The following is a 26,063-nucleotide window of genomic DNA, read 5'->3' as shown; positions in this document are numbered from 1 at the left end:
AGGCGTGTCGCGCGCGAGGGGGCCGAGTACCGCCAAAGCCCTTGACCTCGCCAGGCGGGAGGGGTTCGCTGTGCGTGATGGATGAGACACGCAGGCCCACTCTCATCGCCTCGGTGCAGCGGGCGCTGCACCTCATGGAGGTGGTGGCGTCGCATCCGAGCGGCGCGCCCGCGAAGCAGCTGGCCCGCGAGGCCGGGCTGCCCCTCGCCACCGCCTACCACCTGCTGCGCACCCTCGCCCACGAGGGCTACGCCATGCGGCTCCCGGACGGCGTCTGGGTGCTCGGCGACCGCGTCCAGTCGCTGCACGGCCGGAGCCGGACGCAGCAGCTGCTCGCCCGGGTCCGCCCGACGCTGATCGCGCTCCGCGACGAGCTGGGCGTCGCGTGCTACTTCGGCATGCACGTGGACGACGAGATCCGCCTCATCGACATCGCCGACGGCCCGCGCGCGCCCCGCGTCGACGTCTGGGTCGGCTTCGACGAGTCCGCGCACGCCACCGCGCTCGGCAAGTGCATGCTGAGCCAGCTCGACGACGAGCGGCTCCGCGACTACCTCTCCCGGCATCCCCTCGTCGACCTGACCCCGAACACCATCACCGAGCGGACCCGGCTGCTCAGCACGCTGACCTCGCCCTGCGGGCTCTCCCTCGACCGCGACGAGTACGCCCTCGGCACCGGCTGCGCGGCGGTCCCGGTCACGGACGCGACCGGCACCGCGATCGGCGCGCTCGCCATCTCCTGCCGCACGGGCAGGCTCCCCCGGATCGAGAAGTCCGCCGACCGCATGCACGCCCGCGCCGCCGAGCTCCAGCGCACCCTGACCCTCACCGCGACCGGCTGACCGCGCCCCGCCGAGCCATCGACCCACGAGCCACCCGAGCAACGAGCCGGTCGCGCGGCGGTCAGCGGCCCTGGAAGTCGGGGGCGCGGTTCTCCAGGAACGCCGTGATGCCCTCCTTGGCGTCCTCGGTGGCGGCCAGGCCGACGAGCTCGGACAGCAGGTGCTCCACCTGGTCCTCCAGCGGACGGCCCTCGATCGCGAAGAACGCGTCGCGGCCGCGGCGCAGGCCGAGCGGGCTCTTGGCGGCGATGGTGCGGGCCAGCTCGTCCACCCGCGCGTCCAGCTCGGCGCGCGGCACCACCTCGGTGACCAGGCCGATGTCGCGGCCCTCGGCCGCGGTGACGCGCTGCCCGGTGTAGTAGAGCTTGAACGCGTGTTTCGGCGCGACGTTCCGGTTGATGATCGCCATGATCATCATGGGCCACAGGCCCACGTTGACCTCGGGGGTGCCGAGCTTGACGTCGTCGGCCGCCACCACCAGGTCGCACGCCGCGGCGAGGCCGAGCCCGCCGGCGACCGCGTGCCCGGCGAGCCGCGCGATGATCGGCTTGCCGAGCTTCGGGAACGCGGTGAACAGCCGGAACGGGGCGCTCTCCCGGATCGCCGCGGCGTCCGCGACGGACCGTCCGTCCGCCTGCGCCCGGCCGAGCCCGCCGAGGTCGGCGCCCGCGCAGAAGGCCCGGTCGCCCGCCCCGGTCAGCACGATGACCCGCACGCCGTCGTCGGCCTTCGCCCGCTCGAACGCGTCGAGCAGCTCGTCGATCATGGTGTCGCTGAGCGCGTTGCGGGCGTCGGGCCGGTTCAGCGTGATCCGCGCGACCCGCTCCGCGACCTCGTAGACGATCGTCTCGTACATGCTCCACTCCCCGCCGCGCTCCACCGGAAGGCCATCATCCCGCCCCGCGAACACCCGTGGCCCACCCCCTGAACCGAGGATGGGCCACGCAGAAGCGGCCGGGACCGCGGGAAGCTACAGCCGCTCGATGATGGTGGCGTTGGCCTGGCCGCCGCCCTCGCACATCGTCTGGAGGCCGTAGCGGCCGCCGGTGCGCTCCAGCTCGTGCAGCAGCTTGGTCATCAGGATGCCGCCGGTCGCGCCCAGGGGGTGGCCGGTGGCGATGGCGCCGCCGTTGGGGTTGGTCTTCTCCAGCGAGGCGCCGGTGTCGTGCGCCCACGCCATCGGGACCGGGGCGAACGCCTCGTTCACCTCGAAGACGTCGATGTCGTCGATCTTGAGGCCGGCCTTGGACAGCGCCTTCTCGGTCGCCGGGATCGGGCCGGTCAGCATGTAGACCGGGTCCGAGCCGGTGACGGCGAGGGTGTGGATGCGGGCGCGCGGGGTCAGGTTGTGCTGCTTGACGGCCTCCTCGGAGGCGATCAGCAGCGCCGACGCGCCGATGGAGATCTGCGAGGACACCGCGGCGGTGATGACGCCGCCCTCGCGGAGGGTCTTCAGGCCCGCCATCTTCTCCAGGGTGGTGTCGGGGCGGGCGCCCTCGTCCTTGGACAGCCCGGCGAGCGGGGCGATCTCGCGGTCGAAGTAGCCGGCCTCGATGGCCTTGGCGGCGCGCTTGTGGCTCTCCAGCGCGAACTTCTCCAGGTCCTCGCGGGTGAAGCCCCACTTCTCGGCCATCAGCTCGGCGCCGCGGAACTGGGAGATCTCCTGCTGGCCGTAGCGCTCGCCCCAGCCCTCGCCGTACGGGAAGTCGAGGCCCTGGACGATGGTGGCGCCCATCGGCACCTTGGCCATGTGCTCGACGCCGGACGCGACGACGAGGTCCTGGGTGCCGGACAGGACGCCCTGCGCGGCGAAGTGGATCGCCTGCTGGGAGGAGCCGCACTGGCGGTCGATGGTGACGCCGGGCACGCTCTCCGGCAGCCCGGCCGACAGCCAGGCGGTGCGCGCGATGTCCAGCGCCTGCGGGCCGGCCTGCATGACGCAGCCCATGATCACGTCTTCGACCGCGGAGGGGTCGACGCCGGTCCGGTTCACGAGCTCCTTGAGCACGTGCGCCCCGAGGTCGGCGGGGTGCACGTCCTTGAGGGCGCCCTTCTTGGTACCGACGGGGGTACGGACCGCGCCGACGATGTACGCCTCGGCCACTACGCCTCCAAAATTCTGGGGTTCCGTCCCGAAACCGAGTGAGATTCGGTCGTCAGTATGAGATTACATCCCTCATAGCGCAACGCCATGTGAGCTGAGTCTCGGCGCAGCGATGCTCACCGTACGACGGAAGGGTTCCCGAGGGGTCCGTGACGCGGGCGCGTCAGGACGCGGTCCCGGCGGGCCGGCCGGGCTTCAGGACGGTCCCGTCGGCGTCCTCCCCCAGCGAGACGCGGGCGAGCTTGGTCAGCACGTCCGACAGCTCCGGATGCTCCTCGGGCGACCAGCCCTCGACGTGCTTCTCGAGGCCCTCGCGGCGCGCGGCGAACAGCCGCTCCGCGGTCGCCCCTCCGGACGGCGTGATGGCGAGGACGTCGCCGGCGCGCCGGACGTACCCCGCGTCCACGAGCCGGTCGACGTACGGGCGGCCCTGCTCGATGGGGACGCCGGCGCGGTCCGCGAGGTCCATGCCGGCGACCGTCTCGTCCTTGGCGATGCGGCACAGCGCCCAGATGCTGCCGGCGGGCATGTCGACGCCGCAGAGGCGGGCGAGCCGGTTGTAGACCTCGGCGGCCTTCGCGTCCCGCCGCATGAGCTCGCTGAGCGCCCGCTCGATCTCGTGCCGGGACGAGCGGACGGTCGGCGCCGCGCCGAACCCCTCGCCGTAGTCGCGGGTCTGGGAGGTGGCGCGGAGCGGCACCTCGCGCAGGAACCAGGTGAGGACGAACGCGACCCCCGCGACGGGCACGGCCCACAGGAACACGGTGTCGATGGACTGCGCGTAGGCGTGCAGCACGCCCTGCTTCACCGAGCCGGGGAACCGGTCCAGCAGCTTCGGGTTGCCCTGCACGGCGGACGGGTTGAAGCCGGGCGGCAGCATCCCCCGCCTGGCGAGGCTCTCCACATGCGAGGCCAGTTCGTTGCTGAAGACCGAGCCGAACACCGCGACACCGAACGACCCGCCGATCTGACGGAAGAACGTGACCCCGGACGTCGCGGAGCCGAGGTCCTGGTAGGAGACGGCGTTCTGCACCGCGATGACCAGGACCTGCATCACCAGGCCCAGGCCGAACCCGAGGAGCGCGAACCGCAGGCTCATCGACAGCGTCGAGGAGTTCTCGTCCAGCCGCGACAGCAGGAACAGGGCGATCGCGATGAGCGGCGTGCCGATCACCGGGTAGATCTTGTACCGGCCGGTCCTGCTGATCAGCTGCCCGGAGCCGATCGAGGCGACCAGCATGCCGATCATCATCGGCAGCAGGTGCACGCCGGACAGGGTGGGCGAGACGCCGTGCACGACCTGCAGGAAGATCGGCAGGAAGGTCAGCGCGCCGAACATCGCGAAGCCGACCGCGAAGCTGATCGCCGACGACAGCGAGAACACCGCGTGCCGCAGCAGGTGCGGCGGCATGATCGGCTCGGCGGCGCGCCGCTCGACCAGCAGCCACACCGCGATCAGCGCCACCGACACGACCGCGAGCACGATGATCGGCGCGGACAGCCAGTCGTAGCGGGTGCCGCCCCAGGTCGTCATCAGCACCAGCCCCACGGACCAGCCGACGATCAGCAGCGAGCCGAGGTAGTCGATGCGGTGCCGCTCGCGCTCCCCCGAGGCGTGCAGGACGGCGGCGATGACCAGCAGCGCGACGATGCCGATCGGGATGTTGATGTAGAACACCCAGCGCCAGGACAGGTTGTCGACGAACCAGCCGCCGAGCAGCGGCCCGCACACGCTGGCGATGCCGAAGACGGCGCCGAACATCCCCTGGTAGCGGCCCCGGTCCCGGGGCGGCACGACGTCCCCGACGATCGCGACGACGAGCACCATCAGCCCGCCGCCGCCGAGGCCCTGCAGCGCCCGGAAGAAGATCAGCTCCGTCATGTCCTGCGCGATGCCGCACAGCGCCGACCCGACCAGGAAGAGGACGATCGACCCCTGGAACAGCCGCTTGCGGCCGTACTGGTCGCCGAGCTTGCCCCACAGCGGCGTCGAGGCGGTGGACGCCAGCAGGTACGCGGTGACGACCCAGGACAGGTGGTTGAGGCCGCCGAGGTCGCTGACGATGGTGGGCAGCGCGGTGGAGACGATCGTCTGGTCCAGCGCCGCCAGCAGCATGGCCAGCATCAGCGCGCCGAGGATGACGTACAGGTCCCTGCCCTTGGGCATGGCCTCCTCGCTGCGCGCCACCGTGTCAGCGGTCATACCGCCTTCCCCCCTCGCCGACCGACGGGGGAGGTCTACCCACAGAGATCACCCCAAATCGGAACCCGGCGGCGCCGGGTCGGGGCCCCGGCGCGGCGGCCGGGGCCCTGGGGGGACGTCAGCGCACGATGTCGCGGGCGACCTTGGCGGCGCCCAGGGCGGCCGAGCCGCCCGCGATGGCGGTGGCCCCGGCGGTCACCCACAGCGGGAGGCCGCGGCGGGTGCGCAGCCCGCTGACCGTGTCGAGCGCGTCGACGAGCAGCCCCGCGCGGGCCCACAGCCGCCGCCCGGGCCCGTCGCTCAGCAGGTAGCCGGCGCCGAGGGCGATCTCGCGGGCGGCGAACATCCGGGCGACGTAGTCGCGTCCCGGGTCGGTGCCGCCGGCCGACGTCATCACCTTCACGGTCAGCTTCGGCGCGGCGAACGCCGCGAGGCCCAGGGCGACCCGCGCCCGCGCCACGTTGGTCATCAGGTCGTCCAGCCGGTCCCGGCCGTCTACTTCCTTCGCATCTGCCACATGCGCGAGGTTATCGGGCGGCTCGCCGGGCTCCTACTCCGAGGTAACCCTTGCCTTACGCGTCTATCGTTCTAGGAGGCGGCACTCCCCCCGGATTGAAGGTGACCATGGACGAGGGCCTTCTCAGCCTCGCGGTCGTCGCGCTCCTCGCCGCGTTCTGCGTGCGCTGGGTCGCGGTGAAGCTGCGCATGCCGATGCCCACCCGAGCCGCGGTGATCATCGTGTTCGTGCTGGTCGTCGGGGCGCTGTACGGCGAGCACCTGAGAGGCTGACGCGGCGGGGCGGTGAATTTCCCACCCCGGGATCCGAACTTCCCGCCCCGACCGGGAGTCATAACTGGCGAAACCGGCTTCACGCTGTCCCCGTGCCCGAGGAGCCGGTCCGAGCCGAGGGAGACCACCCGTGCCGCATCCGGCGACCGCGGTCCAGGAGACCACCGGCGGCATCGCCCCGCACCTGAGGCGCCTGCTGGAGTTCGTCGAACCCGACCGCGACGACGTCTGCCTGGACGTGGCGCGCGGCCGCGGGCCGATGCCCGCCGCGCTGCGCCCCCGGGTCCGGCACGTGACGGCGGTGGACGCGACGCCCGCGCCGGAGGAACCGGGCAGGAACGGCCGGATGGCGACGGTCGAGTTCGGGACGGGCCCGGTGCGCATCACCGGCTCGCCCGACGACGGGGACCGGCCGCCCGCCATGGCCACCCGCGAGGACCCGCGCCCCCGGCCCGCCGCCCCGGCGGTCGAGGCCGACGCCACCGCGCTGCCCTACCACGACAACACGTTCTCGCTGGTCACGGCCCGGTTCTCGCTGTACACGCTGGGCGAGCCGGAGCGGGTGCTGCGCGAGTTGCTGCGGGTCTGCCGGCCCGGCGGGCGGCTGATCATCGCCGACCTCGTCCGCGGCAACCTGGCCGGCCCCGAGCGCGACCGGATCGAGCGGCTCCGCGACCCCGACCACCCGGGCACCCCGTCCATCGCCCGGCTCACCGAGATGATCACTTCCGCGGGCGCGTCGATCCGCCGGCTCGACGTGTTCACGGTCGAGCGGCCCGTGGAGCCGTGGCTCGCGGGCGCGCGGGACGAGGCGTCCGCCGACCGGATCCGCGAGGCGCTCACCGACGAGGTCGACGGCGGCCCCCGCACCGGCGCGAAGCCCCGCGTGATCGGCGGCGAACTCTGGTTCACCCAGTCCTGGGCCCACGTCGCCGCAGAGCCGATTTGATCGCCCTCGGCGGTCGGGCGTTGGACGCCCTCCCTTCAACGGGCGTTCGTGCGATCGCTGCATCGCTCCGACTCGCCCTGGGGGCTCGCTGCGCGATCGGATTCTCGCAAGCTCGAATCCGGCTTCGCTCGCGATCGCGACGGTGAGGGTCGTTGCGTGGCCGGGGAGGCGGCTGAGGTCGTCGTGACGGTTACGGGACGAGGACGGCGGCTCCGGTGAAGCGGTCGGCGGCGAGGTCGGCGAGGGCGCGGTCCGCGGCGTCCAGCGGGTAGGGGTGCGTGGTGACGGCGACGTCGAGGCGGGCCGCGAGGCGCAGGAACTCCTCGCCGTCCGCGCGGGTGTTGGCGGTCACCGACCGGACCTGCCGCTCCTGGAACAGGTGCCGCTGGTAGTTCAGGGGCGGGACGTCGCTCAGGTGGATGCCGGCGACGGCGAGCGTGCCGCCGCGGTCCAGGCGTTCGAGCGCGGCGGGGACGAGCTCGCCGGCCGGCGCGAAGACGATGGCGGAGTCGAGCGGTTCCGGCGAGGCGTCGAAGGAGTCGCCGGCCCAGGACGCGCCGAGGTCGCGGGCCAGCTCGCGGGCGGCGGGGCTGCGGGTGAACACGTGCACGTCGGCGCCCTCGGCGAGCGCGATCTGCGCGGCGAGGTGCGCGGAGCCGCCGAACCCCCAGATCCCGAGCCGCCCGCCCGGCGGCAGGTCGGCGCGGCGCAGGGCGCGGTAGCCGATGATGCCCGCGCACAGCAGCGGCGCGGCGCGCACGTCGTCGAGCTCGGGCGGCAGCGCGTAGGTGTAGGCGTCGACGGCGAGAGCGTACTCGGCGTAGCCGCCGTGGGCGTCCCAGCCGGTGTAGACCGAGTACGGGCACAGGTTCTCGGCGCCGCGGCGGCAGAACCGGCACGCGCCGCAGGTGCCGCGCAGCCACGCGACGCCGACCCGGTCGCCGGCGGCGTGCAGCGCGCCCGCGCCCGCCTCGGCGACCTCCCCGACGATCTCGTGGCCGGGCGTCACGCCGGGCAGGTGGACGGGCAGGTCGCCCTCCGCGACGTGCAGGTCCGTCCGGCAGACGCCGCAGGCCAGGACGCGCACCAGCAGCTCCCCCGGCCCCGGCGACGGGACGTCCCGGTCGGCGCGGCGCAGCGGCCCCGAGGCGATCGGAGCCGGCGCGTCCACCGCCCAGGCCCGCATCACGGGGTCAGCGGCAGCTCGAACCAGACGGCCTTGCCGTCGTTGGTCGGGCGGGCGCCCCACCGGGTCGCGAGCTGGTCGACGAGGTAGAGGCCGCGGCCGCCCTCGTCGGTCTCGCCCGCGCTGCGGATGCGCGGCAGCCGCATGTCGGAGTCGAACACCTCGACCCAGATCGCGTCGCCGCCGCGCCGCAGCCGAAGCCGGAACTCCTTGGTGGGCGGCTCGCGGCGGCCGAGGTCGGCGCCGAGGGTCCAGTCGTCCTCGTCGAACCCGCCCGGGTCCATGGCGGGGTCGAGGCCGCCCTCGAACGCGCCGCCGACCTGCGCGGTGTTGAACTGGACGGGCGGCGGCGCGCTCAGCGGCTCGCCGCCGCGGCCGGGCGGCCCGGCGGGCACCGGGACGACCAGCTCGCGGCGCGGCTGCGGCGTCGAGGTGGCGTGCAGCACGACGTTCGTGACGACCTCGGAGACCAGCAGGCAGGCCAGCTCGGCCTGCTCGTCGAGCATGCCCCAGGACGCGAACGCGTCGGCGGCCATCCGGCGCGCCTCCGACACCATGATCGGCTCGGCGGGGAACGTGCGCTCCTCGACCGCCAGCTCGTCGGCGGCGGTGCGGATCACCACGATCGCCACGTCGTCGTCGATGTCGCCGGGGACGGCGTCGTAGGCGGCGTTCGCGATGGCCTCGACGCCGCCGCGCGCGACCCGCTGGACGGCGTCGCGGACCATCTCGCGGGACTCCTCCCGCGTGTAGTACTCGCCGTCGTCCTTGGGCCGCCGGTCGATGAGGCCGTCGGTGTACAGCACGAGCGTCGAGCCGGGCTGCAGCTCGCACTGCTCCTCGTTGAAGAGGATCTCGCCGCCCATGCCGGGGGCGCGGACGCCGAGCATGGCGCCCTCGCTCTCGAAGTCCAGCTCGCCGACGTCGCCGTCCACGATGAGCAGCGGCGGGTCGTGGCCGGCGTTGGCGAACTCCAGCACCCGCGACCACGCGTCGTACACGAAGTAGGTGCACGACACCAGCGGCGGGCGGACGAGGTCGTCGCTGTTCCAGCCGGACCGCATCCGCTCCGGGCGGGTCATCGTCCGGACCCACTCGTCGAGCTTGCGCAGGATGTCGGCCGGGGGCTTGTCGTCCTGGGCGAAGGCGCGCAGCGCGGCGCGCAGCTGGCCCATCACCGCCGCGGCGCGGGCGCCGCGTCCCTCGACGTCGCCGATGACGAGCCCGACGCGTCCGGCCGACAGCGGGATCACGTCGTACCAGTCGCCGCCGACCTGGGTCTGGATGCCGTGCCCGTGCGCCTCCAGCGGGCGGGCCGGCTCGTACCGCCAGGCGATCTGCAGGCCGTCCAGCGGGGGCGGGCGGTCGCCGGGCAGCAGGTGCTTCTGGAAGGCGAGCGCGGTCTCGCGCTCCTCCTCGAACAGCAGCGCGTTGTCGACGGCGAGCGCGACGCGGCTGGCGATGGCGCCGAGCAGGTCGCGGTCGAAGCCGTCGTAGTGCGGGTCGGGCCGCTTGGACAGGTTGGACAGCGCCAGGCTCATCACGCCGAGCAGCTCGCCGCGCACCAGCAGCGGCGCGGAGATCACCGAGGTGATGCCCATCGACTCGCCGAGCCGCTGGGACGACTCGGTCGGCGCGGCGAAGCGGTGCTGGACCATGTCCTCGACGAGGACGGCGTCGCGGCGCGCCATCGCCTTGGCGCTGAAGTGGCCGGGCGGGTACGAGACGGGCTCGCCGACCTCGGCCCAGGTGCCGGGCGGCGGCTCCCAGTTGCCGGCGTGCCGGGACACCCGCCGGTAGAGCCGGTCGCCGCTGTAGAGGTCGATGAAGCAGTGGTCGGCGAACTGCGGGACGAGGGTGTCGGCGACGCGCCGCAGCGTCGACTCCAGTTCGAGGGACCCGGCGAGCCGCTCGCCGATCCGCTCCAGCAGCCCGTACCGCTCCTGGTCGCGCTGGTTCGAGCGCAGCGCCTCCCGCGCGAAGATCACGACGCCGTCGACCGCGCCGGACGGGTGCCGCAGGGGGACGGCGTGCGCGCGCGTGTAGACGGTGGTGCCGTCGGCGCGCAGGTTGCAGAAGGTGCCCTCCCAGACGCCGCCCTTCAGGACGTGCCGGGCGAGCTCGGTGGCCTGCTCGTGGTCCTCCTCGGCGATGCCGAGCGACAGGATGGAGTGCCCGATGATCTCGTCGCCGCCGAACCCGAAGAGCTGGCGCGCGAACGCGTTGCCGTAGATGACGTTGCTGAAGCGGTCGCAGACGATGACCGCCATCTCCATCTGGTTGAGGACGGTCTCGGGCGGCAGATGCGCCTCGAAGGGCGCTTCCCCCCAACGCTTCATCTCCCCATCCCGATCACAGTCGCGGTCCCGCCGGTGGCCGCGTCGCGTCCGCGCGGCCGGGCCGCACCGCCCGCGGCGATGATCACCGGGCGTCGCGGCGCGGTCCTCGTTCGTGTTCTCCTCGTCGTATTGAACGACGAACCCGCCACCGGGATACGCCCGAACGGCGCGATGGTATGGAGATCTTCGGTATAGACCGTCGCGGCGGGGGCGGGGGGCGGCACGCCGACCGTGTCAGCGCCTGCTGACGAAGACGTGCTCGGCGATGTCGCGCGGCAACTCCGTCGCAGCACCGTCGGCCTCGTCGTCACAGGTCACCCGCACCCCGTCATCGGTCGCCCGGAGAGTCACCTCTCGTCCCGGTTGTATCCCTATTTGCTTGAGTCTAAGCATCAGGTCGCTGTCCATCTGCACCTGCTCGCTGATCCGCCGGACGACGGCGGCGGCGCCCGACGCGCTCGCGACCGCGGTCATCACCGACAGCGGCGCCGCGGCGGCGTCGTCGCCGTGGCCGCCCAGCTCGTCCAGGCCGGGGATCGGGTTGCCGTGCGGGCAGGTGGTCGGGTTGTCCAGCAGCGCGACCAGCCGCCGCTCGACCTCCTCCGACATCACGTGCTCCCACCGGCACGCCTCGATGTGGACGTCCTCCCAGGGCAGTCCGATGACGTTGACCAGGAGGCATTCGGCGAGCCGGTGCTTGCGCATCACGCGGGTGGCCAGGCCGCGGCCGCTGTCGGTCAGCTCGAGGTGCCGATCGCCCTCGACCCGCAGCAGCCCGTCGCGTTCCATCCGCGCGACCGTCTGGCTCACCGTCGGGCCGCTCTGGGAGAGCCGCTCGGCGATGCGCGCGCGAAGGGGGATGATCCCCTCCTCTTCGAGCTCGAACACCGTCCGGAGATACATCTCCGTGGTATCGATCAGGCCGTGTGAGGTCACAGCTCCCTCCAGTCTTATGGCCTTGAAGTCTACTTGCTCGGGCCCACCGTCGCCGGATCGCGCGAATATCCCGGAGACGGCGGGTACGGGGAAACGCGAGATGAACGCGGAAACTTCCCACGACGCCGAGCCGTTCCTGCCGGACTCCCCCGCCGGGCGCTCCGATCTGGACGCGCTGCGCCGCGCCGCGGCCGGGTGCCGGGGCTGCGGGCTCTACGAGAACGCCACCCAGACGGTGTTCGGCGAGGGCTCGTCCGGCGGACGGGTCGTCCTCGTCGGCGAGCAGCCCGGCGACCAGGAGGACCGCCAGGGCCACCCGTTCGTCGGCCCCGCCGGACGCGTCCTGGACCGCGCGTTGGAGGAGGCGGGGATCGAGCGCGGCGACGTCTACGTCACCAACGCCGTCAAGCACTTCAAGTTCAAGCGGCAGTCGGGGGGCAAGCGGCGCATCCACGAGACGCCGAACGCGGGCGAGATGCGCGCGTGCCGGCCGTGGCTGCTGGCCGAGCTGCGGACCCTGGACCCGGACGTGGTCGTCGTGCTCGGCGCGACCGCCGGCAAGGCGCTTCTGGGCTCGTCGTTCCGGGTGACGAAGCTGCGCGGGCGGCTGCTCGCCCTCCCCGACCTGGAGACGATCGGCACCCCCGCCGCCGGGCGGGAGATCGACGAGACCCCGCCGGGCGACGCGGACGCGCAGGTCGTCGCGACGATCCACCCGTCCGCCGTCCTGCGCGCCGAGGACCGCGACGCCATGTACGCCGGTCTGGTCGACGACCTCAAGGTCGCCGCTCAGGCCCTCCGCTGACCCGCCTCAGGTCGGCTCGGCTCGGGCGGTACGGGTGTCGTACCGCAGGAGCGCGGGGACGAGCAGGGCGACCGCGACCACCAGGACGGCGCAGGCGATGCCGCCGCCCACCCAGGAGGCGGTGGCGCCGGCGACGCTCGCGACCGCGCCCGCCCGCACGTCGCCGAGCCGGGGACCGCCCGCGACGACGACGGTGAACACGCCCTGGAGGCGGCCGCGCATCTCGTCGGGCGCGTACGTCTGGAGCATCGTCTGGCGGAACACCGACGACACCAGGTCGGCGCCGCCGCCGACGGCGAGCAGCAGCACCGCCAGCCACAGCTGGTGCGCGAGGCCCGCGGCGGCCACGGCGAGGCCCCACACCACGATCGACGCCACCAGCGCGATCCCCTGCCGGTGCACGCGGCCTATCCAGCCGGAGATCAGCCCGCCGAGGAACGCGCCGACCGCGATCGCGGCGAACAGGTAGCCGACCGCGCCCTCGCCGCCGAACCGGGTCTCGGCCCGTTCGGGGAACAGCGCGCGCGGCATCGCGACGCCCATCGCGATGATGTCGACGACGAACGACATCAGCAGCACCGGCTGGGTGCCGAGGTAGCGCAGCCCGTCGATCACCGACCGCAGCCCGGGCGTGCCGGCGACCTCGCCGAGCGGCGGGATCGACGGCAGCCGCAGCGCCGCCCACAGCCCGACGGTGAACAGCACCGCGTCCATCCCGTAGGCGGCGCCGTAGCTCCAGCGGGCGAGGATCACGCCGGCGAACAGCGGTCCGGCGAGCATCCCGACCTGGCTGGCGGTGAAGTTCAGCGTGTTGGCGGCCGGGACGAGGGACTTGTCCACCAGCCGCGGGATGATCGCGCTGCGGGTCGGCGACGACACCGCGAACCCGGTCGCCTGCACCGCCACCACCACCATGATCAGCAGGAGGCTGTCCAGGTGCAGCAGCGCCTGGACGAGCAGCAGCAGCGTGGCGCCCCACATCACGCAGGACGAGGAGAACAGCAGCTTGCGCCGGTCCATGTGGTCGGCGACCGCGCCGCCCCACAGCCCGAACACGATCAGCGGGACGAGGTTGACGAGCCCGAGCACGCCGACCCAGAACGACGACCCGGTCATGTCGTAGACCTGGACCGGCACCGCCACGGCCGTGACCTGGAAGCCGACGAACGACACGCCCTGCCCGAGCCACAGCCGCCGGTACGGGGGGTGGCCGAGGGGGCGGGTGTCGATCGCGAGCCGCCGGACCATGCCGCGGCCGCGCCTCCCCGACGGGGAGCCGGCTCGCGGCTCTCCGGGTTCCTCCGGTTCCTCGGGTTCCTCCGGTTCCTCGGGGCGGCTCTCGGGCTCGTCGGCGGACGCGTCGGGGGCGTCCGCGGCTCCCTCCCTCGGGATGTCAGGAGCGTAGGCGGGGGGTGGCTGCTGTTCCGATGTCACGGAGACAGTCTCTCCGTCACCCACCTCCCGGCCGCGTCCGGGTCCGCGTCCAGGGGGCGGCCCTGATCGTCCAGCGCCGTCCGCCGGTACCGGATGCGGTCGTGCAGCCGGTCGCGCCTCCCCTGCCAGAACTCGATGCTCTCCGGGACGACCCGGAACCCGCCCCAGAAGTCCGGCAGCGGCACCGCGTCCCCCTCCGCGACCGCGTCGCCGCCCGGCGCGGTGGCCGGATCCGGCCACCGCTCGGCGAGTTCGGCGAACCGCCGCTCCAGCACCGACCGGTCCGCGATCACCCCGGACTGGTGCTCGCTCGCCCACGCGCCGATCCGCGACCCGTAGGGCCGGGTCCGGAAGTACGCCTCCGACTCGTCCGGGGACAGGGCGAAGACCGGGCCGGCGACGCGCACCTGCCGGTGCATCGCGTGCCACGGGAAGACGAGCGCCGCGCGCGGGTTCTCCGCCAGGTCGCGGCCCTTGGCGGAGGTGAGGTTGGTGAAGAAGCGGAAGCCGTGCGGCCCGTACCCCTTCAGCAGCACCGTCCGGGCGCTCGGGACGCCGTCCGCGGACGCCGTGGCCAGCACCATCGCGTTCGGTTCCGGGAGCCCGGCGGCGTGCACATCGGCGAACCACGCGGCGAACAGCGCGAGCGGATCGGCGGGGAGGGCCGCCTCCGCCAGCTCGCCGCCCTCGTAGGACCTGCGGAGCCGTGCGGGGTCGGGTGTTGGGGAATCCACAGCGTCAGAGCCTCTCACCTGGGGATTGTGCATCTCACATGGACCTGGGTACTGGGCGGTAAGGCGGACAGGGTTCAATGGCACGACACCGCCTTATCAACAGTTGGGGACGAAAGGCAGGACGACATGTCCGACTTCAAACCCGGTCTTGAGGGGGTCGTCGCCTTCGAGACCGAGATCGCCGAACCGGACAAGGAGGGCGGCGCCCTCCGCTACCGGGGCGTCGACATCGAGGAGCTCGTCGGCCGCGTCTCCTTCGGCGACGCCTGGGGACTCCTGGTCGACGACAGCTTCGACCCGGGGCTGGCCCCCGCCGACCCGCACGTCCTGCCGGTCACCTCCGGCGACGTCCGGGTGGACGTGCAGAGCGCGCTCCCCACCCTCGCCCCCGCCTACGGGATGAGGCCGCTGCTCGACATCTCCGACGAGCAGGCCCGCGCCGACCTCGCCCGGGTGTCGGTGACCGCGCTGTCGTTCGTCGCCCAGTCGGCGCGCGGCATCGGCGTCCCGATGGTGCCGCAGAGCCGGATCGACGAGGCCTCGACCATCACCGAGCGGTTCATGGTCCGCTGGCGCGGTGAGCCCGACCCGAAGCACGTCCGGGCCATCGACGCGTACTGGGTCTCCGCCGCCGAGCACGGCATGAACGCCTCCACCTTCACCGCCCGCGTCATCGCCTCCACCGGCGCCGACGTGGCGGCGAGCATCTCCGGCGCGATCGGCGCCATGTCGGGCCCGCTGCACGGCGGCGCCCCGGCCCGCGTCCTGCCGATGATCGAGAAGGTCGAGCAGCTCGGCGACGCCCGCAAGGTCGTCACCGACATCCTCGACTCCGGCGACCGGCTGATGGGCTTCGGCCACCGCGTGTACCGCGCCGAGGACCCGCGCGCCCGGGTGCTGCGCCGCACCGCCAAGGAGCTGGACGCGCCGCGCTTCGAGGCCGCGAAGGCCCTGGAGGACGCCGCCCTCGCCGAGCTGCGCGAGCGCCGCCCCGACCGCCCGATCGAGACGAACGTGGAGTTCTGGGCCGCGGTCATCCTGGACTTCGCCGAGGTCCCGACCGCGATGATGCCCGCGATGTTCACCTGCGGCCGGACCGCCGGGTGGGCCGCGCACATCCTGGAGCAGAAGCGCACCGGCCGCCTCGTCCGGCCGAGCGCCCGGTACGTCGGGCCGGGCACCCGGTCGATCGACGACGTCGCCGGAGCGGCGGAGGTCCTCAAGCGCGGTGCTTGATCGCACGGCCGGCTGACGCGCCGGTTCCCCCTCCCCCCGCTGAACGCGCCTGAGGCCCCCGGTTCACACGGAACCGGGGGCCTTCGTGCGCCCTCGGCGGGCTCGTGCGGGCTCATGCGCCCTCGGCGGGCTTCGCGCCCTCAGCGGGACGGCTCGGACGGCGCGCCGTCGCCCGCCGGGCAGTCCGCGCGGGCCTGGTGGCCGGTGACGAGCCGCCCGCAGACCTCCTCGACCTCGACGGCGCCGTCCGGGCGGACGGTGGCGAGCAGCACGGGCTTGTCCGGCACCACGTGGCCGTCGGGGCGGCCGGTGAACGCGAGGACGCCGCTCGCCCCGTTCCACAGCGGGCCGTCGCCCGGGTCGTCCAGCGCCGCGAACACGCCGCCCGCGGTCGGCGGCGCCGCCTGCGCGGTGAAGACCTGGCCCGCCACGAACCCGATCATCGAGGCGGCGTCGTAGCTGACGGCGGCGCGGGTCTCCGACGGCCGCAGGTCGCGGGGCGCGTTCTTCCCGATGATCGAGTCGACGGCGCCGGGATAGGCGTTGAAGAACACGTTCCGGCGGTCGCCGACCCACGCGCTCGTCCACGCCTCGTGCGCGGCGAGCGGCATGTAGAACAGGCGGAACGTGGCGACCCGGCCGATCTGCGGCGCGTTGTCGCTGACGTACTTGGCGATCTCGTCGTCGGCCAGGACGAGCTGCCCGCTGGGGCAGGTGTGCTGGAGGACGTCGGTGAAGGTGCGGAACTCGTCCGAGCGGCCCGCGTAGTAGAACAGGTCCGGCGGCTTCCGGCACAGCTCGTGGACGGTCTTGCCGAGGTTCCCCGGGCTGTCGTAGTCGCGGACGACGACCCGCCCGCCCTTCACGTATCCGGTGAAGGCGCTCTTGAAGGACGCGGCCAGGTCCCTGCTGTACAGGTCGTGGGGGTCGGCGTTGTAGATGACGTCCACGGTGCGGGCCCGCTCGCCCCCGACCCGCCCGCGGCTCGCCCAGTAGGCGGCGTGCTGCGCCAGCCGCCGGTTGGGCGGCGCGAGGCGGAAGTAGTACGGGGAGAAGCCCGCGTCGTGGCCGAGCATCCCCGTCTCGTTGTAGCTGTTGGCGGTGCCGACCATCGGCAGCGCGGCCGTCGACAGCACCTTGATCGCGTCCTGGGTCTCGGCCCGGCTCTGCTCGAACCCGACGACCGCGACGACGGACCGGTCCTTCAGCGCCAGGTCGCGGATCTGCCCGGCGACCTGCCGGGCGTGCTGGAACCGGGCGCCCGCGTTCGCGACGAGCACCCGCATCCGCAGGCTCTGGCTGGCCGCGTTGAACTCCTCCTGCGCCATCGCCAGGCCGACCAGCTCGCCCTCGGCGCCGGCGAGCAGGTCGAGCTGCCGGTTCTGGATGGCGGGGTCGGCGGTGATCGGGCCGAGGTAGACGATCGTCGCGTGCGGCTTGCCGGACCGCGCCACCGCGTCGTTCTGCCTCTTCAGCCGCCCGAGCACCGACGACAGCCGGTTGTCGTTGTTCTCGCCGTCGCTGGCCTCGCCGAACTTGAACGACCCGTCGGTGATCCCGACGCACTCGCCGGACGCCGTCCGCTTGATGCCGAACGGCGAGCAGTACCGGTCGACCTGCACGGAGATGACGGTGATCGACGCGGCGGCGACCGCGACCATCGCGATCCACGGCAGCGCCGGATGCGTCAGCCGCGGCCGCCGCCGCACCGGCCGGACGGGCGGGATGTCGCCGCCGGGGTCGCGGGTGATGTCGACGCGCAGTTCCCGCCGCGACCCGAGGACGCCCACGCGCCGCTGCTCGCGCCAGTACCGGTCCCACAGCGCGCGCGCCGCGAACACGCTCTGCGGCTCCCCCGACCACAGGTCGACGCGGACCGCCTGCGCGAGCCGGTCCACCAGCCGGGGCCCGGCCGCTGCGGAAGGGCCGTCCTCGGCGGGGGTGGCCGGGTCGACGCCCGCGGTGACGACCAGCGGATCGAAGCCGGGCGGCGCCGCGCCGGCGCCGCCGTCGGCGCGGACGTGCTCGATGGACTCGATCACCCGCACGCCGGGATGCCCGGGCGCCAGATGCTCGAAGATCAGCACCGGATAGCGGACCCGCGCCCACGCCGCCCGCCGGTAGTCGCGCCGGTAGTTGCGCCGCAGGTCCTCCAGGAACGCCGCGACCAGCAGCAGGTCGAGCTGCTCGGCGTGGTCGTCCGGCTCGACGGGCCGCGGGTCGAACACGTTGAGGGCGAAGCCGAGGAAGCCGGTGGAGTCGCGCTGCAGGTACGGCTGCCCGACGAACCAGCCGAACCGCCGCACCCCGTACCAGCCGCGCGTCCGCGCGACGATCTGCACCGTCACGAACGCCAGCCCGACCACGGCCGCCAGCACCGCGGACGCCAGGTCCAGCGCGGCGGCGGTCCCGGCGCTGATCAGCGCGACGACCGCGACGCCGATCGGCGCGATCTGCTCCAGGAACGACAGGAACGTCGCGGTGCGGCTGCGCGGCTCCTCCAGGTCGCGCAGGACGTCCCGGCCCCGCCGCCGGATCACCCGGTTCAGCTCGCGGCGCCGCGCGTTCTCGTTGTCGCCGACGGGCGGGTGCGTGAGCCGCCGGACGAGCTGGAAGTTCTCCCGCTCCGACGGGGAGGCGTACCGGGGCGGCGACTGGTCGCCGGCCAGCCGGATCTCCCGCAGGTCCCGCAGCCACAGCGCCATCTCCAGCAGCGGGAACCGCAGCGCCGGCTCCCCGCGGGCCCGGCTGCTCGGCTGCGACAGCTCCCGCTTCGCCTCGCGCAGCACGCCCGCGACGTCCGTGGCGGGGGTGTCGGCCGCGATGTGCGAGACGGGCGCGCGCTCCTGCTCGCACCGGTTCTTGAACATCTCCGCGACGTGCGCGGCGGGCCCCGCCGGGCCGAGCAGCAGGAGCAGCGGCCGCAGCCGCTCCCGCCAGCGCCACGGCGGCCGCTCGCGCAGCCGTTCGAACAGGTCGAGCACTCCGCGCAGCCGATCCTCGGACAGGATCCGGTCGCCGTCGCCCGGCATGGGAAACCCCTCGCTCTCGCCCTCGTCCCCCGGCGGCTCCTCTTCTCGGCACGCACCTCCCGCGCGCGCCCTCGAGTCATTGGACGTCGTGTATAGCGAAATGGATCGAAAATTTCCGAGATACACCCGACGTTCGTGGTAATTCGGCCACGGTCCCCGACCTGCGGCGTGCCGCGCACCGGGACCCGTTTGCCATCATGGGCACCATGACCGAGGACCCGGACGAGCCGCTGGAAGGCGACATCGGACCCGCCGCCCGCGCCGTCCGCCCCGCCGAGCCGGAGCCCGACCCGGCCGACGAGATGCGCCGGTACGCGGCGGAACGTGAGGAACGCCGCCGCCGCACCAACGCCGTCTCCGGCCGCGTCGCCGCCGTCCTCGGCGCCGCGCTGCTCGCGTTCCTCACCTACGACGCCGTCCGCGCCGCCGTGGACGACCACGCCCACGGCCGCGACTGGATCTATCCGCCGGGGGTCGTCGCGGCTGTCTGCGGAGTGATGCTGGTGGCCCTGCTTACCTGGGTCGTACACCGCACCAAGTAGCCTTCTGCGAGTGACCGAAAGCGCGAATCCAGCCATAGCCATTCCCGCCGACATCAAGCCCGCCGACGGCCGCTTCGGATGCGGTCCGTCCAAGGTCCGTCCCGAGCAGCTCGCCGCGCTCGCCGAGTCCGGCTCGACGTACATGGGCACCTCCCACCGGCAGAAGCCGGTCAAGTCCCTCGTCGGCCGGGTCCGCGAGGGCCTGGCGCAGCTGTTCTCCCTCCCCGAGGGCTACGAGGTCCTGCTCAGCAACGGCGGCACCACCGCGTTCTGGGACGCCGCCGCGTTCGGTCTCGTCCGGCAGCGGTCGCAGCACCTGACGTTCGGTGAGTTCTCCAGCAAGTTCGCCAAGGTCACCACGGGCGCGCCTTGGCTGGGGAACCCGACGGTCATCGAGAGCCCGGCCGGCCAGCACCCGGAGGCGTCCGCCGAGGAGGACGTCGACGTCTACGCGCTCACCCACAACGAGACCTCGACCGGCGTCGCCATGCCGATCAAGCGTCCCGCCGGCACCACCGCGCGCGACGGCCTCGTCCTGGTGGACGCCACCTCCGGCGCCGGCGGCCTGCCCGTCGACGTCACCGAGGCCGACGTCTACTACTTCGCGCCGCAGAAGTGCTTCGCCGCCGACGGCGGCCTGTGGGTCGCGCTCGCCTCGCCCGCCGCGCTGGAGCGGATCGACGAGATCGCCTCGTCCGACCGCTACGTGCCGGAGTTCTTCAACCTGAAGACCGTCCGGGACAACTCGTCCAAGGACCAGACCTACAACACCCCGGCCGTCGCCACCCTGATCCTGCTCGCCGAGCAGATCGAGTGGATGAACGGGCAGGGCGGCCTGGACTGGACGACGTCCCGCACCGCCGACTCCTCGCAGCGCCTGTACACCTGGGCCGAGAAGACCTCGTACACGACGCCGTTCGTGACCGACCCCGAGCAGCGCTCGCAGGTCGTCGGCACGATCGACTTCAACGACGACGTCGACGCGGCGGCCGTCGCCAAGGTGCTGCGCGCCAACGGGATCGTCGACACCGAGCCGTACCGCAAGCTCGGCCGCAACCAGCTGCGGATCGGCATGTTCCCGGCGATCGACCCGTCCGACGTCGAAGCCCTCACCGCGTGCATCGACTACGTGGTGGAACGCCTGTCCTAATTGCATTGCCCTTGGCGGTCGGGCCCTGGGGGCCCTCCCTTCGGCGGGCAATGCGTGCGATCGCAGCATCGCTCCGACTCGCCCTGGGGGCTCGCTGCGCGATCGGATTCTCGCAAGCTCGAATCCGGCTTCGCACGCGATCGCGACGGCTCAGGTCGCCGCGTGGCCGGGCCGTCGGCCGAGGTCGCTTGACCCTGGGGCTTCGGCTCCGGGGTCAGGCGACGGGGGTCAAGGCCGGGGAGTCCGGGGTGACCAGGCGGTGCCGGAGGGTGGCGCGGTCGCGGGCGCGGTCGGCCTCGGTGAAGCCCGTCCAGACCCGGTCGTCGTGGTCCGCAGGCCGCGCCGTCGGGACGAAGGAGGCCGCGGCCAGTACCTGCGGCCGGTCGCGGCGCCCGGGCGCGCGCTCGGTGCCGACCCGCATGTAGGTGCCCTCGCGGAGCATGACGATCGTCGCGAACCGGACCCGCGTGTACCGCTGCACCACCCGGAACCAGCGCGGGTTCGACGCCCAGTAGATGTTCTGCTCGGAGTCCACGGCGACGGCGAGCGGGCTCAGCGCGGCCCGCGCCAGGTGCACCTGGGCCGGACGGTCGCGGTCCACCCACGCGAGCGCGGCCCGTCCGACGAGCGCCTCCAGGACCTCGGTGACCCCGGACGACCCGCCCCGCCCGGCGAGCACCTGGAGGATCGCCTCGCTGTCGGTCGCGCCGGACGGGGCGGGCGGCCCGAACCGGGCCCGCAGCGCCCCGGCGTCGACGTCGCCGTTGTGCGTCCCGACGATGCCTGCGGACTTCGGTCCCGGCCCGGCAACCAGCATGGGGGCGGCGTTCGCCGCGTCCGCCGGGGACCCCTGCGTCGCCCAGCGGGTGTGGCCCATCGCGACCGGCGCGCGGTCCAGCTCGGCGAGCAGCTCGGTGCGCCAGACGGCGGAGAACCGGCCGCGGCCCTTCACCACCCGGCACCCGGCGTGCCCGAGGCCCGGCCAGCCCCCGAGCAGCGCCACCCCCGCCGAGTCCGTGCCGCGCTCCTCCGCGAGCGAGCCCAAGGTCACGAACACGTCCGACGCCCGTCCCGGGTCGTCGGCGAAGGGCGAGCGCACCACCCCGAACAAACCGCACATGCCAGATGAGATGCAGATCATCGCCGTCCGGTTCGCGCCGCGCACGGCGCCGCATAAGCTCAATGCGTGAACCGCGCGCCCCAATGGCTGCTCCCCACCGTGCTGACCGCGCTGATCCTGGCCGTGGTCATCGGAGCACTGCTGCGTTGACCGCCGGGGCACTCCCGGCTCGCGGGGCGCGTCGTATGATCGACCGGGCGGGGGAACGGGGTTGATCACGAGATGTCAGTGCGTCCGTCGGCCCCGCGTGCCCTGCTCGGCGCCACCGCCGCACTCGCCCTCGGCGCCGCCTCCGCCGCCTGCTGGGCCCCGCCCGCCGCGGCCGCGACGGCGTCCGGCGGCACCACGGCCTTCACGATCGGCGACCCGCGGATCACCGAGTCCAGCGGGCTCGCGGCGAGCACGGTCCACCCCGGCATCGTCTACACCCACAACGACTCCGGCGGCGTCCCCAAGATCTACGCGCTGGGCCCGGACGGGCGGGTGCGGGCCGTGCTGACGCTGGGCGGCGCGACGGCGCGCGACTGGGAGGCGATGGCGCTCGGCAAGGACGAGAAGGGCCGCCCCGCGATCTACATGGGCGACATCGGCGACAACCTCGGCGGCGCCTGGCCGTACGTCACCGTCTACCGGATCCCCGAGCCCGCGCAGGTGCGCAGCCAGACGATCCGCGCCACCGCGTTCAGGATCAAGTACGCGGACGGGCCGCGCAACGCCGAGACCCTCATGGTCAACCCGCGCACGAACCGGCTCTACATCGCCAGCAAGCTGTTCGGCGGCGCGATCTACGAGGCGCCGAAGCACCTGCGCACGTCCGGCTACAACGTCATGCACAAGATCGGCAACGCGCCCGCGATCGCGACGGACGGGGCGTTCGCCCCCGATGGCAGCACCTGCGTCATCCGCACCTACTTCGGCGCCCGCATGTACGACGTGACGCCGGACGGCCGCCCCGGCAAGTCGCTCGGCTCGGTGTCGCTGCCGTTCCAGCCGCAGGGCGAGTCGATCACCTACACGCCCGACGGCAGGTACTTCCTGGCCGGTTCCGAAGGCGTCAAGCAGCCCGTCTACAAGGTCCCGGTGCCGGGCGCGGACAAGGCCGGCACCTCACCGTCGGCCTCCGCGAAGACCGCGAAGAAGGCGGCGAAGGACGACGCCGACCAGGGCCACCGCGACGCCGGCGGCGTCCGGACCGGGCTCTTCGTCGCCCTCGCCATCGCCGCCGCCGTCGGCTACGGCCTGTTCCGGAGACGCGGATGACCCGTGCGACCTCCGCGACCGGTGCGGCGCGGGCGGCCGGCCGCGACCTGACCGTCCGGCCACGGTCTGCTCCGCGAACCCCCGAACCTCTGCGAACCCGGCGCCGCGCTTGCGAGAATCCCATCGCGAAGCGAGCCGAAGCGTCCCCCACGTTCGTCCCGTTGCCCGCCGAAGGAGGGCGCCGCATGCCGCAGGGTGACACGCCCCGGAAGCCCCCGACCGGACCGCCGCCGGCGACCGCCGCCGGCGTCCCGAACCCCCACCACGGCCCGAACCCCCACCACGGCCTGAAGCCCGGCCACGGCCCGAAGCCCGGCCCGCGCGGACCCGAGCGTTGCGATCGCGTGCGAAGCCAAGTTCGAGCTTGCGAGAACTTGATCGCGCAGCGAGCCCCCAGGGCGAGTCGAAGCGATGCAGCGATCGCCGCATTGCCCGTGGAAGGGAGGGCCTCCAAGGCCCGACCGCCGAGGGCAATCCAATGAGCACCGAGCTCGTCGGGCTCTCGGGGGCCGGGGGACGGTGGCGGCCGGTGGCGGCGGGGCCGTTCGCGCTGCTGGCGGTCGCGCTGGCGCTGCTGTCGATCCGGCCCGTGTGGCTGTGGGCGCTGCTGATCGCGGCGGTGTCGACGTTCCCGTGGCTGCTCGGCGCGGCGCCGGAGGCGCGCCGGCGGCGGCCCCGGCCGTACTGGCGGCTGTCGGCGGCGGGGCTGGAGCGGATCGGCAAGGGCGGGCTGGTGATGGTCCGCTACGAGCGGGACCGCATCGACGGGCTCGCGATCACGACCGGCGACGGCATGCTGACGGTCTTCCACCGGTTCGGGCGGACCGCGGTCGGCGGGCTGACGGCGATGGGGCTGGAGCCGCTGGCGCTGTTCGTGACGGCGCGCCGGCTCGGCATCCCGATGCACGTGCTGGACGGCGAGGCGAGCGACCTGCTCGATCCCGCGCTGGACGAGGCGCTGCGGCACCAGGGGCCGGACGGGGACGTGCCCGGTCCCGGCTTCTCGGCGCCTGGGCCGCTGCCGCGCGACCACGCCGCGGAGAAGCGGCTGCTGGACCAGGAGGCGGCGCTGCTCGCGGCCGTGCACGAGCCGCCGCGTCCGAAGGACGGGGCGGGCGGCGCGGCGCCGGAGCGCGGCGAGCTCCGGCTCGACACGCCGGACCCGCTGCCGGGGCGGCGCCGCGTCGCGCTGCTCGGCACGCTCACCGGCGTGCTCGGCGCGATCATGATCGTGCGGATCGCGGTGCAGGGCGCGGGCGGGTTCGAGGCGCGGCTGGCCGCGGGATGCTGGGCGCTCGCCGCGATCACCGGGGTGCTGGCGGCGCGGCGGCGGCTGCTGCGCGCCGCCCGGGTGCACTGGACGATCACGGCGGAGCGGCTGCTGGTGCGGGCCCGGCCGGGCCGCCGCCAGTTGCAGGACCTGCCGTCCGGGAAGGTCGCGGCGGTCGTGGTGGGGCCGGGGCTGCGGCTGGACCCGCTGAGCGGCGAGCCGCGCCGCGCGGAGCTCGCGGCGCTGGCGTTCGGGCACCGGCTGGAGCTGGTCGCGCGGCTGCCCGCGCACGGCCTGGACGGCTTCCAGCTCGCGCACGCGCTCGACGACCACGGCTACCACGTGATCACGCCGGGGGCGCGGCCGCCGCGCCGTCCCGAGTACGGGCTGGAGGGGCTGCCGGACATCTTCGCGCAGGTCCCGGGCGGCCGGCTGGTCGTCGCGGACGGCGGGCTCGGCTGGGCGGACGCGGCCGGCGACGTGGTGCTGAAGATGCCGGAGGACCGGATCGGCGGCATCGAGCTGCTGACGATCGCCGGGCACGCGTGGGTGCGGCTGTACGACGCCGACGGCGACGAGTTCTTCGCCGCGCCGCTGTCGGCGCTGCGGATCTCCCGCACGGACCTGCGCGAGTCGGCCCGGAAGGCGGGCCTGCCGGTGAACGACGCGGAGTACGACGCCTATCTCAGCGCCGCGTTCCATTCGGCGATGTCGACGCTGGCGGCGCCGGAGCCGGAGACCCGCGCGACGGCGCCGCTGTCTGCGCCGGGCGCGGCGTCCGACGGGTCCGAGGGGCCTGACGGGTCCGGGGCGCCGGGGGGCGCGCGGGACCCGCTCCGGACGTCCGGCGGGCTCCCCGGCGAACCGGACTTCGCGTTCACGGCGCCGGAGCCACCGAGCCCGGTGACCGCCCCCGGCGCGCTGCTGGACGCGACGCGCCGCTCCCGCGTCGGGACGTACGGGATGAGCGTCCTGCTGTGCGAGGCGGTCGCGCTGATCGGCGCGGTGTGGCTCGGCCCCGACCTCGGCGGGTTCGGCACCACGGCGAGCTGGTCGGTGCCCGCCGGGCTGCTGGTCGGCCTCGCGGGCTACTGGCTGTACGACCGGAACCGCTCGCAGCTGCGCGTGTCGGCCGCCGGGCTGGCGGTCGTGACGCGGCGCGGCCGGGTCGAGTGGGACCTCGCCCGGGACCGCATCGGCGGCGTCGGCATCGACGAGTCGACCGAGCGGCTGCCGCGGCTGGTCGTCTGGGGGCCCTCAGGACGCGTCCTGCGGCAGGTGACGTTCCCGCCCGACCTGGAGGAGCTCCGCCGCGCCTGCGAGCGCTACGGCGTCCCCTGGGGCCCGCCGGACGCCGACCGGCCCGCGCCTCCGCCGCCGGAGCTGTAGCGCAGCGACCAGGTCTTCAGCGGCTCGTAGGTCAGCTGGTCGTACTGCTTGCCGGGCAGGTGGCTGCACATCAGCTGGACGGCGTCGGCCGTCCACGAGCCGGTCGCGAACGCCGACAGCGCCTCCATCAGCGGCCGCACGTCGATCGGCTGCCGGGACCGGGCGAGGGTCATGTGCGGCCGGAACGAGCGGTGCTTGTCGGGCGGCGTCCCCGCGCGGCGTCCCGCGGCGGCGACGGACGCGGCGAGCCGGGCCAGGCCGCGCCGGTCGCCGTACAGGCCCGTCCACAGGACGCGGGCGTGCGCGCCGTTGCTCGGGAACGCGCCGCCGCCGGCCAGGGACAGCGTCATCCGCTCGTGCCGCCGGGCGGCGCGCTCCAGCCGGGGCAGGAGCCGGTCGACGGTGCGGTCGTCGCACTCGCCGAGGAAGGCCAGCGTGACGTGGAGCAGCTCCCGCCGGATCCACTTCAGCTCGGGGACGTCGTCCTTGTGCGGAAGGACGGCCTCCTCGAGCTCGTCCAGGATGTCCGGTGGCGGTACGAGCGCCACGAAGAGCCTCATGGGAACGTCCAGAGAGCCACCACTTCAGCTTTCCAGCAGACGGCACCCGTTGTCACGCGGTTGCGCAGCGCCATCGGCGCCGGTTGGCACAGCGCCATCGGCGCCCGGTTGGCACAGCGCCGCAGGGCGGCTGGCCGTGGCGCCCCGCCGGCGGCCCGTGGCGCGCCGCCGGCGGCCCGTGGC

General features: G+C 73.8%; 21 protein-coding genes. 9 read left to right on the top strand and 12 right to left on the bottom strand.

The features are described from left to right. Positions 1–77: 77 nt before the first annotated feature. Entirely contained in the window at positions 78–842 is a 765-nt protein-coding gene (locus tag amrb99_RS25185) for an IclR family transcriptional regulator (RefSeq protein WP_190860329.1), read from the top strand. A 61-nt stretch (positions 843–903) separates the two neighbouring features. On the opposite strand, the gene amrb99_RS25180 is transcribed toward amrb99_RS25185, so the two are convergent. From amrb99_RS25180 to amrb99_RS25165, 4 genes are all read right to left on the bottom strand, one after another. Continuing rightward, the gene (locus amrb99_RS25180) at positions 904–1,698 is read right to left on the bottom strand and encodes an enoyl-CoA hydratase-related protein (RefSeq protein WP_190860327.1); all 795 of its coding nucleotides are present in this window, start codon (positions 1,696–1,698) and stop codon (positions 904–906) included. 114 nt (positions 1,699–1,812) lie between these two features. Next, positions 1,813–2,946 carry an acetyl-CoA C-acetyltransferase gene (locus amrb99_RS25175; protein WP_190860324.1) on the bottom strand — a complete coding sequence of 378 codons (1,134 nt, stop codon included), beginning with the start codon at positions 2,944–2,946 and terminating at the stop codon, positions 1,813–1,815. Positions 2,947–3,109: 163 nt separating this feature from the next. Next, positions 3,110–5,149, bottom strand: a complete 2,040-nt coding sequence (locus amrb99_RS25170; protein WP_190860321.1) for an MFS transporter — start codon at positions 5,147–5,149, stop codon at positions 3,110–3,112. 118 nt (positions 5,150–5,267) lie between these two features. Continuing rightward, entirely contained in the window at positions 5,268–5,666 is a 399-nt protein-coding gene (locus amrb99_RS25165) for a hypothetical protein (RefSeq protein ID WP_347256844.1), read from the bottom strand. Positions 5,667–5,773: 107 nt separating this feature from the next. Here amrb99_RS25165 and amrb99_RS25160 point away from each other — a divergent pair, with 107 nt between their 5' ends. Both amrb99_RS25160 and amrb99_RS25155 read left to right on the top strand, forming a co-directional pair. Continuing rightward, positions 5,774–5,938, top strand: coding sequence for a hypothetical protein (locus tag amrb99_RS25160; RefSeq protein WP_173096635.1), 165 nt, complete (start codon positions 5,774–5,776; stop codon positions 5,936–5,938). A gap of 130 nt (positions 5,939–6,068) precedes the next feature. After that, positions 6,069–6,887: a methyltransferase domain-containing protein gene (locus tag amrb99_RS25155; RefSeq protein ID WP_190860318.1), complete on the top strand. Its 819-nt coding sequence runs from the start codon at positions 6,069–6,071 to the stop codon at positions 6,885–6,887. 190 nt (positions 6,888–7,077) lie between these two features. Here the strand turns inward: amrb99_RS25155 and amrb99_RS25150 are convergent, their stop codons facing one another. From amrb99_RS25150 to amrb99_RS25140, 3 genes are all read right to left on the bottom strand, one after another. Beyond that, the gene (locus tag amrb99_RS25150) at positions 7,078–8,073 is read right to left on the bottom strand and encodes a zinc-binding alcohol dehydrogenase family protein (RefSeq protein WP_190860454.1); all 996 of its coding nucleotides are present in this window, start codon (positions 8,071–8,073) and stop codon (positions 7,078–7,080) included. Next, a complete protein-coding gene (locus amrb99_RS25145) occupies positions 8,073–10,412 on the bottom strand; it encodes a SpoIIE family protein phosphatase (RefSeq protein WP_190860315.1) in 2,340 nt (779 codons plus the stop codon). The genes amrb99_RS25150 and amrb99_RS25145 overlap by 1 nt, the downstream gene beginning before the upstream one ends. 234 nt (positions 10,413–10,646) lie before the next feature. After that, the gene (locus amrb99_RS25140; RefSeq protein ID WP_151542213.1) at positions 10,647–11,348 is read right to left on the bottom strand and encodes a metal-dependent transcriptional regulator; all 702 of its coding nucleotides are present in this window, start codon (positions 11,346–11,348) and stop codon (positions 10,647–10,649) included. A 100-nt stretch (positions 11,349–11,448) separates the two neighbouring features. Between amrb99_RS25140 and amrb99_RS25135 the strand changes: the two genes are divergently transcribed. Then, positions 11,449–12,153 (top strand): UdgX family uracil-DNA binding protein, encoded by a 705-nt coding sequence (locus amrb99_RS25135; RefSeq protein ID WP_190860312.1) that lies wholly within the window; start codon positions 11,449–11,451, stop codon positions 12,151–12,153. A 6-nt stretch (positions 12,154–12,159) separates the two neighbouring features. Here the strand turns inward: amrb99_RS25135 and amrb99_RS25130 are convergent, their stop codons facing one another. After that, the gene (locus amrb99_RS25130; RefSeq protein ID WP_347256843.1) at positions 12,160–13,587 is read right to left on the bottom strand and encodes an MFS transporter; all 1,428 of its coding nucleotides are present in this window, start codon (positions 13,585–13,587) and stop codon (positions 12,160–12,162) included. Next, a complete protein-coding gene (gene pdxH, locus amrb99_RS25125) occupies positions 13,584–14,321 on the bottom strand; it encodes a pyridoxamine 5'-phosphate oxidase (protein WP_347256842.1) in 738 nt (245 codons plus the stop codon). The genes amrb99_RS25130 and pdxH overlap by 4 nt, the downstream gene beginning before the upstream one ends. Before the next feature lie 126 nt (positions 14,322–14,447). On the opposite strand from pdxH, the gene amrb99_RS25120 reads away from it, so the two are divergent. Beyond that, positions 14,448–15,557, top strand: coding sequence for a citrate synthase 2 (locus amrb99_RS25120; RefSeq protein ID WP_190860304.1), 1,110 nt, complete (start codon positions 14,448–14,450; stop codon positions 15,555–15,557). Between the two features lie 140 nt (positions 15,558–15,697). On the opposite strand, the gene amrb99_RS25115 is transcribed toward amrb99_RS25120, so the two are convergent. Then, a complete protein-coding gene (locus amrb99_RS25115; protein WP_190860302.1) occupies positions 15,698–18,589 on the bottom strand; it encodes an ABC transporter substrate-binding protein in 2,892 nt (963 codons plus the stop codon). Positions 18,590–18,795: 206 nt separating this feature from the next. Between amrb99_RS25115 and amrb99_RS25110 the strand changes: the two genes are divergently transcribed. Continuing rightward, a complete protein-coding gene (locus amrb99_RS25110; protein ID WP_190860300.1) occupies positions 18,796–19,131 on the top strand; it encodes a hypothetical protein in 336 nt (111 codons plus the stop codon). Positions 19,132–19,141: 10 nt separating this feature from the next. Then, a complete protein-coding gene (gene serC / locus amrb99_RS25105) occupies positions 19,142–20,281 on the top strand; it encodes a phosphoserine transaminase (RefSeq protein ID WP_190860298.1) in 1,140 nt (379 codons plus the stop codon). A gap of 214 nt (positions 20,282–20,495) precedes the next feature. Here the strand turns inward: serC and amrb99_RS25100 are convergent, their stop codons facing one another. Next, a complete protein-coding gene (locus amrb99_RS25100) occupies positions 20,496–21,383 on the bottom strand; it encodes a hypothetical protein (protein WP_347256858.1) in 888 nt (295 codons plus the stop codon). Positions 21,384–21,623: 240 nt separating this feature from the next. Between amrb99_RS25100 and amrb99_RS25095 the strand changes: the two genes are divergently transcribed. Then, a complete protein-coding gene (locus amrb99_RS25095) occupies positions 21,624–22,661 on the top strand; it encodes a hypothetical protein (RefSeq protein ID WP_190860293.1) in 1,038 nt (345 codons plus the stop codon). A gap of 478 nt (positions 22,662–23,139) precedes the next feature. Continuing rightward, a complete protein-coding gene (locus amrb99_RS25090) occupies positions 23,140–25,320 on the top strand; it encodes a hypothetical protein (RefSeq protein ID WP_190860291.1) in 2,181 nt (726 codons plus the stop codon). Here the strand turns inward: amrb99_RS25090 and thpR are convergent. Beyond that, positions 25,257–25,880 (bottom strand): RNA 2',3'-cyclic phosphodiesterase, encoded by a 624-nt coding sequence (gene thpR / locus amrb99_RS25085; RefSeq protein WP_190860288.1) that lies wholly within the window; start codon positions 25,878–25,880, stop codon positions 25,257–25,259. The two genes, amrb99_RS25090 and thpR, sit on opposite strands and share 64 nt — an antisense overlap. Positions 25,881–26,063: the final 183 nt, after the last annotated feature.

Source organism: Actinomadura sp. RB99, assembly GCF_014706005.1.
Classification (GTDB): domain Bacteria; phylum Actinomycetota; class Actinomycetes; order Streptosporangiales; family Streptosporangiaceae; genus Spirillospora.
Note: the sequence above shows the minus strand (reverse complement) of the source record. Positions and strands in the feature narration are given on the sequence as shown.